Source organism: Amycolatopsis sp. NBC_00355 (genome assembly GCF_036104975.1).
Lineage (GTDB): Bacteria > Actinomycetota > Actinomycetes > Mycobacteriales > Pseudonocardiaceae > Amycolatopsis.
Genome location: NZ_CP107982.1, coordinates 2,164,761 through 2,181,105, shown reverse-complemented (window position 1 = coordinate 2,181,105; position 16,345 = coordinate 2,164,761). Strand labels below are relative to the sequence as shown.

Below are 16,345 nucleotides of genomic sequence, written 5' to 3'. Positions count from 1 at the left end.
ATCCCGGACGTTGTACGCCGCTACCGTACAGTGTACAGTCGCCGCTACGCCGTATCGAAGGATGGACGATGATCGACCCTGAGACGACCGACGTCGAGATGACCGCCGCCGAGCGGAAGCCCGGCGGCTTCGACCCCGCACTGCGCAGGCTGGCGATCGTGGTGGTCCTCGGGGCGATCATGACGATCCTCGACACCACGATCACCAACGTCGCGGTCAACACCCTCGGCCGGGCGTTCGGCACGTCGCTGTCGACGATCCAGTGGGTGCTCACCGGCTACACGCTCGCGCTGTCCATGAGCATCCCGCTGAGCGGCTGGGCGATCGCCCGCTTCGGCGCCAAGACGATGTGGATCACGTCCCTGCTGCTGTTCATCGGCGGCTCGGTGCTGTGCGGGCTCGCGTGGGACGTCACGAGCCTCGTCGGCTTCCGCCTGCTGCAGGGCTTCGGGGCCGGCATGATCATGCCGATCGGGCAGACCATGCTCGCCCGCGCCGCCGGCCCGGACCGGATGGGGCGCGTGATGAGCGTCGTCTCGATCCCCGCGATGCTGGCCCCGGTGCTCGGGCCCGTCGTCGGCGGCCTGATCCTCGACCACCTGTCGTGGCGGTGGATGTTCTACGTCAACGTCCCGTTCTGCCTGATCGCCGTCGTCGCCGCGATCCGGCTGCTGCCCGCCGACGCGATCCGCGACCGCGGCAGCCGGCTCGACGTGCTCGGGCTGCTCCTGCTGTCGCCGGGCCTGGGCGCGCTGGTGTACGGGACGTCGGAGGTCGGCCAGGGCGTGGCCCTGACCGATGCCCGGGTGCTGGCCGGCGTCCTCGGCGGTGTCGCGCTGGTGGCCGCGTACCTGGTGCACGCCGCCCGCAAGGGCCGCGCGGCCCTCGTCGACACCCGCTTGCTGCGCAACCGGAACTTCGCGGCGGTCAACGGGGTGCTGTTCGCCTACGTCGGCGCGTTGTTCGCGCTGATGGCGCTGGTACCGCTGTACTTCCAGGTCGTCGTCGGCGACACCCCGCTGAAGTCCGGGCTGATGATGGCGCCGCTCGGGCTCGGGGCGATGGTGACCATGCCGTTCTCGGGCCGGCTCACCGACCGGATTTCGCCGCGGCTGCTGGTCTTCTGCAGCCTGCCGGTGGTGCTGCTGGGCATGCTGGGCCTGACTCAGGTGGACGCGGACACCGGCCGGGTCCCGCTGATCGCGCTGATGTTCGCGATCGGCCTGGGGCACGGCATGATGATGCCCGCGGCGATGGGGTCGAGCTACCGCACGCTGGACCGCTCGGAGATCTCGTCCGCGACGACCACGGTGAACGTCGGCATGCGGGTGGCGAGCTCCTTCGGCGTGGCGGCGCTGCTGGTGCTGCTGCAGCGCAACGTCGAGCAGGAGCTGCCGGGTGTGCGCGGAAGCGTGGCGGCGGTGGCGGAAGCCGGCCCGCCGGCCCGGGTCGCCTCGCTGCTGTCGGCGGCGTTCACGCACACGTTCTGGTGGGCGCTGGTGATCGCCGCGGTGGCCCTGGTGCCGGCGGCGTTGATGCAGGGCCGCGCCCGCCCGGCGCCCGGACGCCGTCCGGCGGAGGAAGCCGCCGGGACCGTCCACTCCGGACACTGACGCGGCGGACATCCGTTTCAGAGGGCCAGGTCCGCCTCGTGGGTCAGGTTCAGCTGGTGCACCGGGAGGTCCGCGCGCGTCGTCACCTTCAGCTTCCGGTACACCCGGGTGAGGTGCTGCTCCACCGTGCTCGCCGTGATCCGCAGCTGGCTCGCGATCTTCCGGTTCGTGTAGCCGTGCGCCGCCAGGGCGGCCACCCGGAACTCCGCCGGGCTGAGGGAGGCCACGTCACCCGAGATCGGGGTTCCGTTCCCGCGGTGGAGGTCGCCGCCCAGGCCGAACGTCTCCATGATGGACGCGCGCAGCGGCTCCGCTTCGCACTCGCCCGCCAGCCGCAGCGCCTGCGCCGCGAACGTGCGGGCCGGCTCCGCGTCGCCCAGGTCGTGGTGGGCCGAACCCAGCTCCGCCAGGGCGTGGGCCAGCTCGAGCCGATCCCCGGACCGGCGCAGGTCCGTCACCGCGCGCTGGAGCAGGGCCGGCCGGGCGCCCGGCTCGTCGATCTTGGCGAGCACACGCAGCGCCAGGCCGCGGCCCCGGCTCTGCGGACCGCCGGCCCACCGCAGCTGCTCGTCGGCCAGCTGCCGGGCCTGATCGCGCTTGCCCAGCCACAGCAGGGCTTCCGCGGCCGCCGAACGCCACGGGACCAGCGCCGGGACGTCGATGTTCCAGCGCGCCATCAGCCCTCCGCACGTCAGGAAGTCCTCGACCGCCGCGCGGAACCGGCCCGTCACGAAGTGGTGGTGGCCGCGGGCGTGCAGGTAGTGCAGCCCGTACCGGGTCCGCAGGACGGCCTCGGGCATCGGCCGGGTCAGCAGGGTCTCGGCTTCCGCGTACCGGCCCATGCCCGTCGCGGCGAACACCAGGCCGGCCACCGGCGCCCCCAGCGCGACGCCCCAGCTGCCGGGCTTCAGGGCGGTGAGGGCCGCGCGGCCGTGTTTCCTGGCCGCGGGCAGATCACCCTGGCGGATCGCGGCCTGCGCCCGGATCGCCGAGAGCGTCGCCAGCCACGTCGGGCTGTGCTGCGCGGCGCTCTGTGCGAGCAGGTGCTCGCACCACCACGCGGCCCGGTCCGGCCGGTGGGCGTAGAGCAGGGTGAGCAGCGCCGCCTGCGACGACTCCAGCAGCCGGTGGTCGACCTCCACCGAGCGCAGGACCTGCTCGGCGTGGCCCGGCGTCTCGTCACCGCCGCCGGTGGTGAGCACGCTCGACAGCAGCGCCGCCGACTGCGCGCGCAGTGACAGCTGCCGGGTGCGCATCGCGGCCGGCTTCGGCCGGCGGTGGGCGCGGTCGAGGACGTCCGGGTGACACACGGCGACCCAGTCCCACAGCACGGCGAGGTCGGCGCCGGTGTCCTGCCGGCCGCCGCGGGTGACGACCTTGAGCACCTCCGCCGCCTCCTCGGACCGGCCGTGCCAGAGCAGGGCCTTCACCAGGAACACCGCGTCCCGCCACCGCAGCCGGCCGGCGCGCACGGCGGTCAGCAGCGAATCGGTGTGGGTGTGGGTGTGGGCCGGGTCGAGCCGCCACTCGGCCCGCAGCAGCAAGGCGGTCACGGCGAGGCGCTCGTCCTCGTCGTCGGCGAACTCCGCGGCTCGTCGCAGGCACGCGACGGCGCGTTCCGGCTGCTCGTCGTCGAGGGCCTGACCGGCGGCGATGCGCAGGATCTCCGCCGCGCGGGCACCGGCCACGCGGCCGCCGGCGAGCAGGTGCGGGGCGATCGCCGACGCGGGCGCGCCCGACTCGTGCAGCAGGGCCGCCGCCGACCCGTGCCACCGGGCGCGGTCGGCGGGGGACAGGCCGGCCAGCACGGCGGCGCCGACCTGCTCGCGGCAGGACGGCCCCGCCGGCCGGGCGTCGGCCAGGCCGGACTCCGCCAGCCGGTCCAGGGCCCAGGCGACGGTGCCGGGGTCGGTGCCGAGCACCTGCCGCACCGCCTCGGGGGTACCGTCGGCGCCCAGCACCGCCAGGGCCCGGGCGACCGCGAGCACCTCGTCGGGGCCGCTGTGGAGCACGGCCAGCACGGCGTGGGTGTAGGCCCGCCCGGCCACCGGTTCGCCGGGGTCCGGCCCCGCACGGGTGTGGTCGTCGAGCAGCGCCCGGACGAGCAGCGGGTTTCCGCCGGTGAGCTCGACGTAGCGCGCCCGGGCCACGCTCGCCCGGTGCGGGCCGAGCTCGCGCGCCACCACGCACTGCACGCCCGCGGGCGTGAGCGGCGCGAGCCGCAGCCGGCGGAATTCCGGCAGCCGCAGCAGTTCCACCGACAGCGACGGGCTGGCCTGGCGGTTGTGGTCGGACTCGGCCAGCACGACCAGCACCCGGGTGCGCCACAGGCGGCGCAGCAGGTACTGCAGGCAGTCCAGCGAAGCTTCGTCCGAGTGGTGGACGTCGTCGATCGCCAGCACGACCGGGGTGGCGAAGGCGAGTTCCTCCAGCACCGCGCAGATGCGGTCCAGGACGGCCACCGGCAGGGTGCCGTCTTCCGGGAACCGGCGAGGCAGCGACCGCAGTTCGGCCAGCCGGCCCGCCTGCTCGGGATCGGCCGCCGATCGCGCCCGTTGTGCCCCGCGGAACAGCTGGCCGGCCACGCCCAGCGGCGCGGGCGGCCGCTCGCCGGAGCAGGCCGCGGTGAGCACCACGGCGCCCGCGTCGATCGCCTGCTCCGCGAACGCCCTGAGCAGTGCCGTTTTCCCGCTTCCGGGCGGGCCGCCGACCAGTGCCACCCGCGCCTGGCCACCGCGGCCGCCCGTCAGGAGCTCGGCCAGGTAACCGAGTTCGCCGTCGCGTTCGGCCAGCGCCGGCCCGGAGCACTCGCTCCGGTTCTGCAATGGTATTTCGCCGAATTCCGCCTCGTTACCGTTCTGCGCCGCTGACGCGGCGTTGGTGCAGCCTCGCATTGTCATCCGACCCCCAGTTTGACGGACCCCGAAATCCGGTTGCCGGGCCGGGCCGGCAACCGGATAACACGATCTGCGACGGGGCCGCAGGTTGAAGTCGTGCCTGTTTCACAGGCACGTGCGCAGCCGGACGGCCGTATTCCGCCGCGGAGTGTCGCTCTCCCGGAGGGTTGTTCCGCGTTCTATCCCCAGACCCCAATCAGCCCAATTATGTCGATCATCGGAGCGGAGTCAAGTGGAGCTTCTGAGTCACCGCGCCCCTCCGATGTAACACGCCCGGGATTAGCCCGCCTTCAGCGGCGATGCCGAGCATGGGCGCGGAAATCCCGGTTCGTCGAGACCGTACGGCCGGTCCGCATGGTGGAAATGAGGTCCGATGACCGAGACCCGAGCCCCGGCTCCGCCGCTGCGGCGCGCCGATGTGCACGAAGCCCAACGACGGCTGGCGGGACGCGTGGTGCGCACGCCCGTGGTGCGCAGCGATGATCTGGACCACCGGGCGGGCGCGAGACTGTGGCTGAAAGCGGAGAACCTGCAGCGCGGCGGGTCGTTCAAGCTGCGGGGCGCGCTGCTGGCCGTGGGTGAGCTGGTCGCGGCGGGCAGCCGCGGCGTGGTCGCGCAGAGCACCGGCAACCACGCCATCGCCGTGGCACTGGCCGCGCGGGAACTGCGGGTGCCCGCCGTGCTCGTGCTGCCGACCGACGCCGCGCCGGGCAAGGTCCGGCGCATCCGGGAGGCCGGGGCGGAGGTCGTCCTCGCCGGAACGCTGCTGGCCGAGCGCGTGGTCGAGGTGGACCGCCTGCGCGCCGGGCGCGGGCTCGATGTCGTTGACCCGTACCAGAACCGTGCGGTGGTGCTCGGTCAGGGCACGGCCACCGCGGAGCTGCTGGACCAGGTCGCGGCGGCGGGCGGCGGCCTGGACGCGGTGGTGCTGCCGGTCGGCGGGGGCAGCGCGGTCGCCGGCGCCTGTCTCGCCACGGCCGGGCAGGACGTGGCCGTCTTCGGCGCCGAACCCTCGGCGGTGCCGGCGCTCACCGAGGCACTGCGCGCGGCCGGGCCGGTCACCGTCCCCGCCGGCCGGACGATCGCCGACGGGCTGCGGCCGGATCGGATCGGCTGCCTGCCCTATGATTTGTGCCACGCCGCGCTCGACGCCGTCGAAATGGTCGACGAGCCCGAGATCGCCGAAGCGTTGTGTTTCGCATTGCTTGAAGCGCGATTGCTGGTCGAACCCGCCGCCGCGACGGCGCTCGCGGCCGCCCTGCGGCTGGCCGCGCTGCCGCGCTGGCGCGGGCGCGACATCGGGGTGCTGCTCAGCGGCGGGAACGTCGACGACACCCTGGTTTCCGTGCTGTTGACGCGCCATCTCGAAGATGTTTAGGCCGCGGTTGTGAGCCGAACGAGTGAAGGTGGTCGTGACGATTCGTGAGCGTCCGGGCCTGCCGGTTTCATCGCAGCCGGAAACCGGTGTTGATTTGCAAGGAAAGTCCGATTTCCACCGCCGGGGAACGGGCCGGAACCGGCTAGGGGGTATCCGTTAGGGGGGCTGGTGAGGGGGGTTCCGCCCCCTCTGGGCCGTCGCTAGACTCGCCCAGGCCAAAGGAGGGCTATTCACGAATAGCCACGGGGGATCTCAATTGAGGCCAACAAGGGGTCGAAAACAATGCGCAACCGAATAGATGGGCATGATCTGTCCGGTCGAGAGAATGGGAAATGAGTTCCGGTGCCGGTCCGGACCCGCGGTGGCTGCGGCGGTTCGGGCCGGCGGGTGCGGGCGTCCGGCTCGTCTGCTTCCCCCACGCCGGGGGCTCGGCGAGCTACTTCTACCCGCTGGCCGAAGCACTCGCCCCGGACGCCGACGTGCTGGCCGCGCAGTACCCGGGCCGGCAGGACCGGTTTTCCGAGCCGTGCCTGGACACGGTCGACGACCTGGCCGAAGCCGTGTACCGCAGCCTCGGGGACACGGCCCGGCGCCCGTTCGTGTTCTTCGGGCACAGCATGGGGTCGGTCGTCGCGTTCGAGGTGGCCCGCCGTCTTGAGGAACGGACGGGCCGGAGCCCGTCCCGGTTGTTCGCCTCCGGCTACCCCGCCCCGTCCCGGCTGCCGGTGGGCGCGGTCCACCGGCGCGACGACGCCGGCGTGGTGCGGGAGCTGCGGGCGATCGGCGGCACGGACCCGGCCTGGCTGGACGACGAGGACCTGCGGGCGGTCTTCCTGCCCGCGGTCCGCGCCGACTACCGGGCGATCGAGAACTACACGTGGGTTCCGGGCGCGCCTCTGAGCTGCCCGATCACCACCCTGATCGGATCCGCCGACCCGCACACGACGACCGGGTCCGGCTCGGCCTGGCGGGAACACACCGCGGCGGAGTTCGACCTGCGCGTCTTTTCCGGTGGGCACTTCTTCGTCGACGAGCACCGGCCGGAGATCGCCGGCCTGATCCGGTCCGCCGTCGAGCAGGCGTCCGAAAGCACCACCATCACTGGGGGCACACCGTGAAGTACGAACTACTGGGTTCACTGCGCGTCGTCGACGAGCGGGGCGCCTCGTTCATCGGGGCGCCGAAGGTCGCCGCGTTGCTGGCGACATTGCTGGTCCGGGCCGAGCACGTGGTGGCGGCCGAGCAGCTGATCGAGGAGATCTGGGGCGAGAACCCGCCGCGGCGGGCGGCCGCGGGGATCCACGTCTACGTCTCCGACCTGCGCAAGTTCCTGCACCGGCCGGAACAGGGGGACAACCCCATCGTCACCCGGTCACCCGGCTACCTGCTGCGGCTGCGCGAGTCCGACGAGCTCGACTACCGGACGTTCCTGGAGCTGGCGGAGCTGGGCCGCGGGCACGTGCGCGAGCACAGCCTCGAGGAGGCGAGCGGCTGCTTCGAACGGGCACTGGGGCTGTGGCGCGGCCCGATGCTCGCCGACATCGGCGGCGGCCGGGTCCTGAGCAGCTTCGCCACCTGGCTCACGGAGGTCCGGATGGAGTGCACCGAGCTGCTGCTGGACGCGCAATTGCGGCTCGGGCGCCACCGCGAGCTGATCGGCCGGATCTACTCGCTGACGCTGGAACACCCGCTGCGCGAGGCGTTCTACCGCCAGCTCATGCTGGCGCTGCACCGCTCCGATCGCCGCGCCGACGCGCTGAAGGTCTACCAGACGGCGCGGACCGTGCTGATCGACGAGCTGGCCCTGGAACCGTGCCGGGCGTTGCAGGAGCTGCACCAGGCGATCCTGCGCTCCGACGACTCGGTGCTCGCGCCGGCGGGCGCGCTACCCGCGGCGGCCCGTGGCTGGGAGTCCTACCGGGACGGGAACGCCGTTGCGTGACGCGGCGGAAGGGCGCCCGCCGATGGCGGAGGAAGACAAGCTCGTCGACTACCTCAGGTGGGTGACGACGGAGCTGCACCGGACCCGGCAGCAGCTGCAGGACCTCGAGTCCGAGCCGATCGCGGTCGTTTCGCTGGGCTGCCGGTACCCCGGCGGGGCCGGCTCGCCGGAGGAGCTCTGGCGCTGCGTCGAGGAAGGGCGGGACGCGATCACGTCGTTCCCGGAGAACCGGGGCTGGCCGCTGGAGACGCTGTTCGACCCCGACCCGGACCGGCGAGGGCACGTCTACGCCCGGGAAGGGGGGTTCCTCCACGACGCCGACCGGTTCGACGCCCCCTTCTTCGGCATCAGCCCACGCGAGGCGCTGGCGATCGACCCGCAGCAGCGGATCCTGCTCGAAATCGCCTGGGAGACCTTCGAACGCGGGGGATTCGTCCCGGGGGCTCTGCGGGACACGGCCGTCGGCGTGTTCGTGGGGGTCATGTACGACGACTACGGCGGCCGCCTCATCGGGCACGCCCCGGCGGACATCGAAGGGCTGCTGGGCACCGGCAGCGCGGCCAGCGCCGCCTCGGGCCGCATCTCCTACACCTTCGGCTTCACCGGCCCGGCGCTGACCGTCGACACGGCCTGTTCGTCGTCCCTGGTCGCCGTGCACCTCGCCTGCCAGGCGCTGCGGCGGCGCGAGTGCACCATGGCGCTGGCCGGTGGCGCGACGGTGATGGCGACGCCGGGCGCGTTCGTCGAGTTCAGCAGGCAGCGCGGGCTCGCCGCCGACGGCCGCTGCAAGTCCTTCGCCGACGCCGCCGACGGCACCGGGTGGAGCGAGGGCGCGGGACTCGTGCTGCTGGAACGGCTCTCGGACGCGAAGGCCAACGGCCACCCGATCCTCGCCGTGGTGCGGGGCAGCGCGGTCAACCAGGACGGCGGCAGCAACGGCCTCACCGCTCCCAACGGCCCGGCGCAGGAGAAGCTGATCCACGCCGCGCTGGCCGGCGCCGGGCTCACCCCCGACGACGTCGACGCGGTCGAAGGGCACGGCACCGGCACCACCCTCGGCGACCCGATCGAGGCCCAGGCCCTGCTGGCCACCTACGGCAGGCAGCGCTCCGCCGGGTCACCGCTGTGGCTGGGATCGCTCAAGTCGAACCTCGGCCACACCCAGGCCGCGGCCGGTGTCGGCGGGCTGATCAAGATGGTGCTCGCCCTGCGCCACGGCGTGCTGCCGCGGACGCTGCACGTCGACGAGCCCAGCCGGCACGTCGACTGGGACAGCGGCGCGGTCCGGCTGCTGACCGAGGCCGTGCCGTGGCCGGAGCGCGATCGCCCGCGCCGGTGCGCGGTCTCGTCGTTCGGCATCAGCGGCACCAACGCGCACGTCGTCCTGGAAGCGGCCCCGCCGGCCGAAGACCGGGCGCCCGCCGTGCCGGAACCGGCCGCGATCGTCTGGCCGCTGTCGGCCCGTACGCTCCCGGCGCTGCGCGAACAGGCCGCGCGGCTGCACGAAGCCGTCACCGCGGCGCCGGCCGCGCCGGCCGCGGCGATCGGGGCCGCGCTGGCGACCACCCGGACGCGGTTCGCGCACCGCGCCACCGTCGTCGCGGCCGATCGCGACGCGGCGCGGGCCGCGCTCGCCGCGCTGGCCGGCGGCGGGTCGTCCCCGGCCCTCGTGCGCGGGGAGGCCCGGCCGGCGGGCCCGGTGGCGTTCCTGTTCAGCGGCCAGGGAAGCCAGCGGCCCGGCATGGGCCGGGAGCTGCGGCGGGACTTCCCGGTCTTCGCCGAGGCACTGGACGCCGTCTGCGCGGAGACCGACCGGCACCTCGACCGGCCCCTCCAGGACGTGATGTTCGCGGCGCCGGGCACGCCCGAAGCGGCGCTGCTGCACGAAACCGAGTACGCGCAGCCGGCGCTGTTCGCCCTCGGCACCGCCCTGTACCGGCTGGTGCGCTCCTTCGGGGTGACGCCCGCCTACCTCATGGGCCACTCCGTCGGCGAACTGACCGCGGCCCACGTGGCCGGGGTGTTCTCCCTGGCCGACGCGGCCGCGCTGGTGACGGCGCGGGGGCGGCTCATGCGGACCCTGCCCGAGGACGGGATCATGGTCGCGGTGCAGGCCACCGAGGAGGAGGTCCGCCCGCTGCTGGAGGACCACGCCGACGTGAGCATCGCGGCGATCAACGGGCCGGACGCGCTGGTCGTCTCCGGCGGCCGCCGCGGGGTGCTGACCGTCGCGCAGCAGTGCCGCGACCGCGGCCGCAAGACCAAGCAGCTCACGGTGAGCCGCGCGTTCCACTCTCCGCACACCGACGCCGTCGTCGAGGAGTTCCGGGCCGTCGCGGGCCGGGTCGCCTACGCCGAGCCGCAGGTACCGGTCGTCTCCAACGTCACCGGGGACCTCGCCGCCGGCCGGCTCACCGGGGCCGCGTACTGGGCCGGGCACATCAGGGCCACCGTCGACTTCGCCCGGGGGGTAAGGACACTGCGCGCCCAGGGCGTCACGACGTTCCTCGAACTGGGCCCCGACGCCACGCTGGCCGCCCTGGTCGCCGGGACACCCACGCTGCGGGCCGACCGGCCCGAAACGACGTCGTTCCTCGGCGCCCTCGCCACGCTCGAAGCCGGCGGGGCCGGGATCGACCCGGCCGCACTGGTGTCCGCTTCGGACGGTCCGCGGATCGAGCTGCCGACCTATCCCTTCCAGCACAAGAGCTACTGGCTGCACCCGGTCCCCGGAACGGAACCGGCCGCCGGGCCGGCCCCGGTGGCCGTCGAACCCGGGGAACCGGCCGCGCCGCCGGTGCGCGAACGGCTGCTGCGGGCGGAACCGGCCGAGCGGCCCGGCATCGTGCTGGAGGTCCTGCTCGGCCACGCGGCCACCGTGCTCGGCGTCGAGCAGGCCGAAGGCCTCGACCCGGACGACGACCTGCTCCAGCTGGGGCTGTCGTCGTTCATGGCGCTGGAACTCGCCCAGCTGATGAGCGACGGCGCGATCGAGGTGACGCCCGGAATGGTCTACGACAACCCGACCCCCCGGCTGCTGGCCGACCACCTCGCCGAAGAGATCGTCGCCGCCGAAGCCGCGGGAACACCGGCCTAGCAACGGTTTCCGCGGGGGGTGCCCGGCTTGAGACCGGCTTTAGCCGGAGTTCGGCCGGGCACCCTAGCGTTGGCCGCGTCCTGTCGGAGGTGCCCGCATTCCGTCCCTGACGAGGGGAGTACCCATTGGCGTCCGCAGTGAGGCCGGAGACCGAGTCCCGGCCCGATTTTTCGCCGGCCACCCGTAAAGAGGCGGCCATGTGGCTGCTGGAACGGCTGGTGCCGGACAGCGCCGCCAACAACCTTTCGCTGGCGTTCCAGGTCGAAGGGCGGCTCGAAGTCCCCGCGCTGCGGGCCGCCCTCGACACCCTGCTCCGCCGGTACGAAGTGCTCCGGACCGTGTACGTGGCGACCGGGGCCGACCTGCTGAAGGGCGTGGTGCCACCGGACGAATTCCGGTTCGAGCTGGAACTTCCCCCGGCGCCACTGTCCGATGTGGACGTGGAACGGGCGTTGCGGCCCTTCGTCACGCGCCCGTTCGCCCTCGACGGCGCACCGCTGCTGCGCGCGGGGCTGTTCGAGCACGCCGGCGGGCACGTGCTGTGCCTGGCCTTCCACCACCTGATCTACGACATCATCTCGGGCCGGCGCCTTTACGAGGACCTGGTGGCGGCCTACGAAGGCTTCGAAGCCGACGACGCGCCGCCCGCGCAGCTCCACACCGTGGTGCCCGGCTTCGCCGAGCCCGAACCGAAACCCGAAAGCCTCGCCTACTGGCGGCAGCGGCTGGGCGACTTCGACCCGAAGGGCCTCGGTCTCGCCTGCGGCGTCCCGGACGACGACGAGCCCACCATGGCGGGCGACCAGGTCACGTTCACCCTCTCGCCGCCAGCGCACGCGGCGGTGCGGGAGCTGCAACGGGAGGCGCGCGCACCGGAGGCCGTCATCCTGCTCGCGGCCTACCACGCACTGCTCGCCGCGCACGGCGCCGGACCGGACATCGCCGTCGGGACCCCGGTGAGCGTGCGCCCGAAGGACGATCCGGACGCCGTGGGCCACCACACCAACGTGCTGCCGATCCGGCTCGCCCTCGACCCGGGCGAGGGTTTCCGGGCGCTGGCCCGGCGGGCCCGGGACACCTACTTCGGCGCGCTGCTGCACGCCGACGTCCCGGTCGACTGCTACCCGGAGCTGGTGCCGCGGGTGGATTCCACCTGGCGCAACCGGTTGTGCCGCCACCTGTTCAACTACTTCCCGCAGCTGGCGCTGGGCTCCGGCGCCACGGTCGCCGGGCGGCCCGCGCGGATGCTGGTGGTCGAGAACGGCTACAGCAAGTTCGACCTGGAGTTCGGCTTCGCCTCGTCCGCGGACGAACTGCGGGTCATCGCCCGGCACGCCACCGGCAAGCTGGACCGCGCCGACGTCGAAGCGCTGCTGCTGCGCTACGACGCGCTGCTCGTGGCCTGCGGCGCCGACCCTGACCGCCCGATCGGCGACATCCCGGTGTGGAGCGAGCAGGACCACGCCGTGATCGACGCGGCCAACGACACCGCCCGCACCCACGAGCCGGAGAGCGTCGTCGCGGCCGTGTACGGCCACGTGCTGCGCGCGCCGGACGCGGTCGCCGTCGAGCAGGGCGTGCGCACCACGACCTACCGGCAGGTGTGGGACACCGCGGTGGCCACCCGCGAGCTGCTGCTCGGCGCGGGCGTCACGGCCGGGGACACGGTGGCGATCGCGGTGCCCCGGTCCCCGGAGCTCGTCGCCGCGGTGCTGGGACTGTGGCTCACCGGTGTCGCCTACGTGCCGGTGGACCCCGGGCACCCGGCGCAGCGCACGGCCTACGTGCTGGCCGACTCCGGCGCGAAGCTCGTGCTCACCGGCCACGACCTGGCGGTGCCCGGCGGGCCGGCCCGCCTCGCCCCGCTGCCGGTGACCGGCGCGGCCCCGGCCGGGCCGCCGGTCGAGCCGCCGCGGATCGACCCGGGCGCGGCGGCCTACCTGATCTACACGTCGGGGTCGAGCGGACGGCCGAAGGGCGCTGTGCTCCCGCACCGCGCGATCACGAACATCGCCGGCGACTACACCGAGCGGCTGCCGGCCACCCCGCGCGACGCCACGCTGTGGATGACGACGTTCGCCTTCGACATGGCGAACCTGGAGCACTACGTGCCGCTCTACTCCGGTGGCCGGATCGTCGTCGCGCCGGACGAGGCGCGCACCGACGGCGCGGTGCTGCGCGCGCTGATCGAGCGGCACGACCCGCGGATCATCCAGGCCACGCCGACGACCTGGCGGCTGGTGCTGGACCGGGTGGCCGACCGCCTGGCCGGCCGCAAGGTCGTGACCGGTGCCGAGCCGGTGCCGGTGGCGCTCGTGCGCGCACTGCTGGCCACCGGCTGCGAAGTGCACCACGCCTACGGGCCGACCGAGACCACCACCTGGTGCACCTGGGGCGTCGTCGAGGAGGTCGGCGAACGGCTGGACGTCGGGAAGCCGATCGCGAACACCCGGGTCGCGGTCGTCGCCCCGGACGGCCGTGAGCTGCCGGTGGGGGTGCGGGGCGAGCTGTGGATCGCCGGCGACGGCGTCGCTCTCGGCTACCACGGCTCACCGGAGCTGACCGCGGCGAAGTTCGTCGAGCACCCCGTCCACGGCCGCTGCTACCGCAGCGGGGACCTCGGCCGGTGGCTGCCCGACGGCACCCTGGAGCTGTTCGGCCGCGCCGACCGGCAGGTGAAGCTGCGCGGCAACCGGATCGAGCTCGGCGAGGTCGAGGCGGCGCTGCTCGGCCACCCGCTGGTGCGGGCCGCGGCCGCGGTGGTGGTCGGTGACCGCAGCGCCGACGGCCGTCTCGTCGTCTTCGTCGAATCCGATGTCGCCGGCCTCGCCGACGAACTGTGGGAATACGCCCGCACCGAGCTGCCGCACTCGGCCATCCCGCAGGACTTCTTCGTGGTGGACGCCCTGCCGGTCAACGCCAACGAGAAGGTCGACTACCCGGCCCTGGAACAGCGGGCGCTGACCACCCGGCCGGGTGAGGGCGGGCACGTCGACGACGACGGCGCCGACCCGTCGGACGAACTGGTGCTGTCGCTGATCGAGCTGTTCCGGCGGCTGCTGGACCGCGACGACGTCGCCGCGGAGACCAACTTCTTCACCAACGGCGGCAATTCCCTGCTCGGCGCCCGGTTGCTCCAGGAGATCGAGGAGACGACGCGGGCTTCGGTGAAGCTGCCCGACCTGTTCGCCGCGCCGACTCCGGCGGCCCTGGCCAAACACGTCCGAACCCTGTGACCCGAGGAGCTGAAGTGCCCAACGCCGCTTGGAAAGACCTGTCGACCAGCGACCATTCGGACGAGGTCGTGCTCGCGGTCGACTTCGACGCCACCGGTCGCCCCGAGGCGCGCTTCGCCGACCTGGTGGCGAACCTGAAGGTGGACCTCACCGTTCGCGAGAGCGTGCCGCCGGACGGGGCGTCGGAAGCGGCCCGCGACGCCGCCGGCTACCTCGCCCACTGGGCGGGGCCGCTGGAGCAGCAGCGCCCGCGGGTCCGCGCGGTGCTCGGGTTCTGCGCGGGCTCGGTCTACGCGGCCGCGCTGGCCGAGCGGATCGGGCGGTGGCAGGAAACGCCGCCGCAGCTGGTGCTGTTCGACCCGGAGCTGATCACGCCGGTGTCGGTGCTGTGGCAGTTCCAGAAGGTCGTGGGCTTCCTGCCGCCGCTGATCTCCGACGCCGAACTGGCCGAAGCCCGCGCCGAGGGGCAGCGGCTGCACGACGAGATCCAGGACGTCGCCCAGCTCAAGACGGAGTTCCTGAGGCTGACGCGCGCGATCTGCACGCCGGCGTTCACCCGGTTCGGCTTGGACGAGAAACGCCGTGAAGAGGTGTTCGACCTGTTCCGGTCGTTTCTGGGCTACCTGGCGGCGGCGGCCGGCATCGATCCCGCCGACCAGTGGCGCACGGCGGTGGCCTACAGCTCGGCCACGCCGCTCAGCGGCCTGCGCGGCATGCGCTCGTCGGGCCGCGACGTCGTGGTCGGCCGCGAGATCGAGGTGGCCGTCGAGCACGCGGCCATGCTCGCGGACGAGGGCCTGGCCGCGGAGGTCTCGGATCTGCTGAACGGCCCGTGGCACCAGGCACGCTGACGACGAGAGCCCGGCAGCTGCGGCTGCCGGGCTCTCGCGCGTCCTGGGGTCACCAGGTGACCGGCACCTCGTAGAGACCGTAGAACGCGGCGTCGTGCTTGAACGCCAGCTCCTCCACCGGCACCGCCAGGCGCAGCGTGGGGACACGCGCGAACAGCGTCGTGAACACGATCTCCAGTTCCAGCCGGGCGAGGCTCTGCCCGATGCACTGGTGGACGCCGTACCCGAAGGCCAGATGGCGGCGGAAGTCCCGGCGCGGGTCGAACTCGCCGGGGTCGGGGAAGACGGCCTCGTCGTGGTTGGCCGCCGCGTTGAGGGTGATCACCCCTTCGCCCGCCGGGATCCGCACCCCGCCGATCTCGATGTCCGCCGTCGTCACCCGGCTGACCGAGTGGTCGGCGATGCTGAAGTAGCGCAACAGCTCCTCCACCGCGCCGGCGGCGTTCTCCGGGTGCTCGACGAAGTCGGCCAGGTGCTCGGGGTGGCTCAGGAAGAAGACGGTGCCCAGCGAAATCATGTTGGCCGTCGTCTCGTGGCCGCCGACGAGCAGGCCCATCGCCAGGCCGATGAGCAGCTCGTGGTCGAGCATCCCGGCCTCGCGGTAGCGCTGCACCAGCCGGCTCAGCAGGTCGTCACCGGGGTCGGCTTCCTTGCCGGAGATGAGCTGGTCCAGGTAGGCCCGCAGCTCGCGCCACGCGGTCATCCGCTGCTCGACCGTGCTGTGGTGGTTGAGGATCAGCTCGGTGCGTTCGGCGAACAGGTCCCGGTCGGCGTAGGGCACGCCGAGCAGCTCGCAGATCACCCGCGCCGGCACCGCGAGCGACAGCCCCCGCACCAGGTCGGCCGGCGACGGCCCGGCGAGCAGCTGGTCGAGGCACTCCTCGGTGACCTTCCGGATGTGCGGGGCCATCGCGGCGACGCGCTTGACGGTGAACTCGCTGACGACCATCCGCCGGTGCGTGGTGTGCTCCGGCGGGTCCATCCAGCTCAGCAGCCCTTTGGCCTGCGCTTTCGACACCGGCTGCTTCGGCAGCATCGTCGGGTAGTTCGGGTGTGACCGGTCCGCGCTGACGTCCGGGTGGACCACGAGCTCGCGCGCGAGCCGGTAGCTGCTGATGGCCCAGGCCGTGTCGCCGTTGGGCAGCGTCACCCGCGAAACCGGGCTTTCCGCGCTGAGCCGGGCGTAGGGCGCCGGGGGCCGGAACGGGCACTCCCGGCGCATCGGCAAGCGGGCGGACTCGGAATCCGCTGTCTCGGTCAACTGCTCTCCTCCACGCGTACGCTCCGGACGGGACTTCCGGAGTCACGATCCTCGCCCGGTCTAAAGCGCC

General features: G+C 73.3%; 9 protein-coding genes. 7 read left to right on the top strand and 2 right to left on the bottom strand.

The window, feature by feature from the left end:
- The first annotated feature begins 68 nt into the window (after positions 1 to 68).
- Positions 69 to 1,613 (top strand): MDR family MFS transporter, encoded by a 1,545-nt coding sequence (locus OHS18_RS08660; RefSeq protein WP_328616565.1) that lies wholly within the window; start codon positions 69 to 71, stop codon positions 1,611 to 1,613.
- A 17-nt stretch (positions 1,614 to 1,630) separates the two neighbouring features.
- Here OHS18_RS08660 and OHS18_RS08655 read toward each other — a convergent pair whose 3' ends face one another.
- Entirely contained in the window at positions 1,631 to 4,513 is a 2,883-nt protein-coding gene (locus tag OHS18_RS08655; RefSeq protein WP_328616564.1) for an ATP-binding protein, read from the bottom strand.
- A gap of 370 nt (positions 4,514 to 4,883) precedes the next feature.
- Here OHS18_RS08655 and OHS18_RS08650 point away from each other — a divergent pair, with 370 nt between their 5' ends.
- From OHS18_RS08650 to OHS18_RS08625, 6 genes are all read left to right on the top strand, one after another.
- Positions 4,884 to 5,888 carry a threonine ammonia-lyase gene (locus tag OHS18_RS08650; RefSeq protein ID WP_328616563.1) on the top strand — a complete coding sequence of 335 codons (1,005 nt, stop codon included), beginning with the start codon at positions 4,884 to 4,886 and terminating at the stop codon, positions 5,886 to 5,888.
- A 332-nt stretch (positions 5,889 to 6,220) separates the two neighbouring features.
- Positions 6,221 to 7,006 carry a thioesterase II family protein gene (locus OHS18_RS08645; protein WP_328616562.1) on the top strand — a complete coding sequence of 262 codons (786 nt, stop codon included), beginning with the start codon at positions 6,221 to 6,223 and terminating at the stop codon, positions 7,004 to 7,006.
- The gene (locus tag OHS18_RS08640) at positions 7,003 to 7,830 is read left to right on the top strand and encodes an AfsR/SARP family transcriptional regulator (RefSeq protein WP_328454211.1); all 828 of its coding nucleotides are present in this window, start codon (positions 7,003 to 7,005) and stop codon (positions 7,828 to 7,830) included. The genes OHS18_RS08645 and OHS18_RS08640 overlap by 4 nt, the downstream gene beginning before the upstream one ends.
- Before the next feature lie 22 nt (positions 7,831 to 7,852).
- Positions 7,853 to 10,927 carry a type I polyketide synthase gene (locus OHS18_RS08635; protein WP_328616561.1) on the top strand — a complete coding sequence of 1,025 codons (3,075 nt, stop codon included), beginning with the start codon at positions 7,853 to 7,855 and terminating at the stop codon, positions 10,925 to 10,927.
- 197 nt (positions 10,928 to 11,124) lie between these two features.
- Entirely contained in the window at positions 11,125 to 14,163 is a 3,039-nt protein-coding gene (locus OHS18_RS08630; protein WP_328616560.1) for a non-ribosomal peptide synthetase, read from the top strand.
- Positions 14,164 to 14,177: 14 nt separating this feature from the next.
- Positions 14,178 to 15,014: a hypothetical protein gene (locus OHS18_RS08625; RefSeq protein WP_328454216.1), complete on the top strand. Its 837-nt coding sequence runs from the start codon at positions 14,178 to 14,180 to the stop codon at positions 15,012 to 15,014.
- A gap of 49 nt (positions 15,015 to 15,063) precedes the next feature.
- Here the strand turns inward: OHS18_RS08625 and OHS18_RS08620 are convergent, their stop codons facing one another.
- Entirely contained in the window at positions 15,064 to 16,275 is a 1,212-nt protein-coding gene (locus tag OHS18_RS08620) for a cytochrome P450 (RefSeq protein WP_328454217.1), read from the bottom strand.
- Positions 16,276 to 16,345: the final 70 nt, after the last annotated feature.

Bases quoted from the DNA above. Each gene is read 5' to 3' on its own strand.
- OHS18_RS08660 (WP_328616565.1), top strand. From the start codon at position 69: ATGATCGACCCTGAGACGACCGACGTCGAGATGACCGCCGCCGAGCGG.
- OHS18_RS08655 (WP_328616564.1), bottom strand. From the start codon at position 4,513: ATGACAATGCGAGGCTGCACCAACGCCGCGTCAGCGGCGCAGAACGGT.
- OHS18_RS08650 (WP_328616563.1), top strand. From the start codon at position 4,884: ATGACCGAGACCCGAGCCCCGGCTCCGCCGCTGCGGCGCGCCGATGTG.
- OHS18_RS08645 (WP_328616562.1), top strand. From the start codon at position 6,221: ATGAGTTCCGGTGCCGGTCCGGACCCGCGGTGGCTGCGGCGGTTCGGG.
- OHS18_RS08635 (WP_328616561.1), top strand. From the start codon at position 7,853: ATGGCGGAGGAAGACAAGCTCGTCGACTACCTCAGGTGGGTGACGACG.
- OHS18_RS08630 (WP_328616560.1), top strand. From the start codon at position 11,125: ATGTGGCTGCTGGAACGGCTGGTGCCGGACAGCGCCGCCAACAACCTT.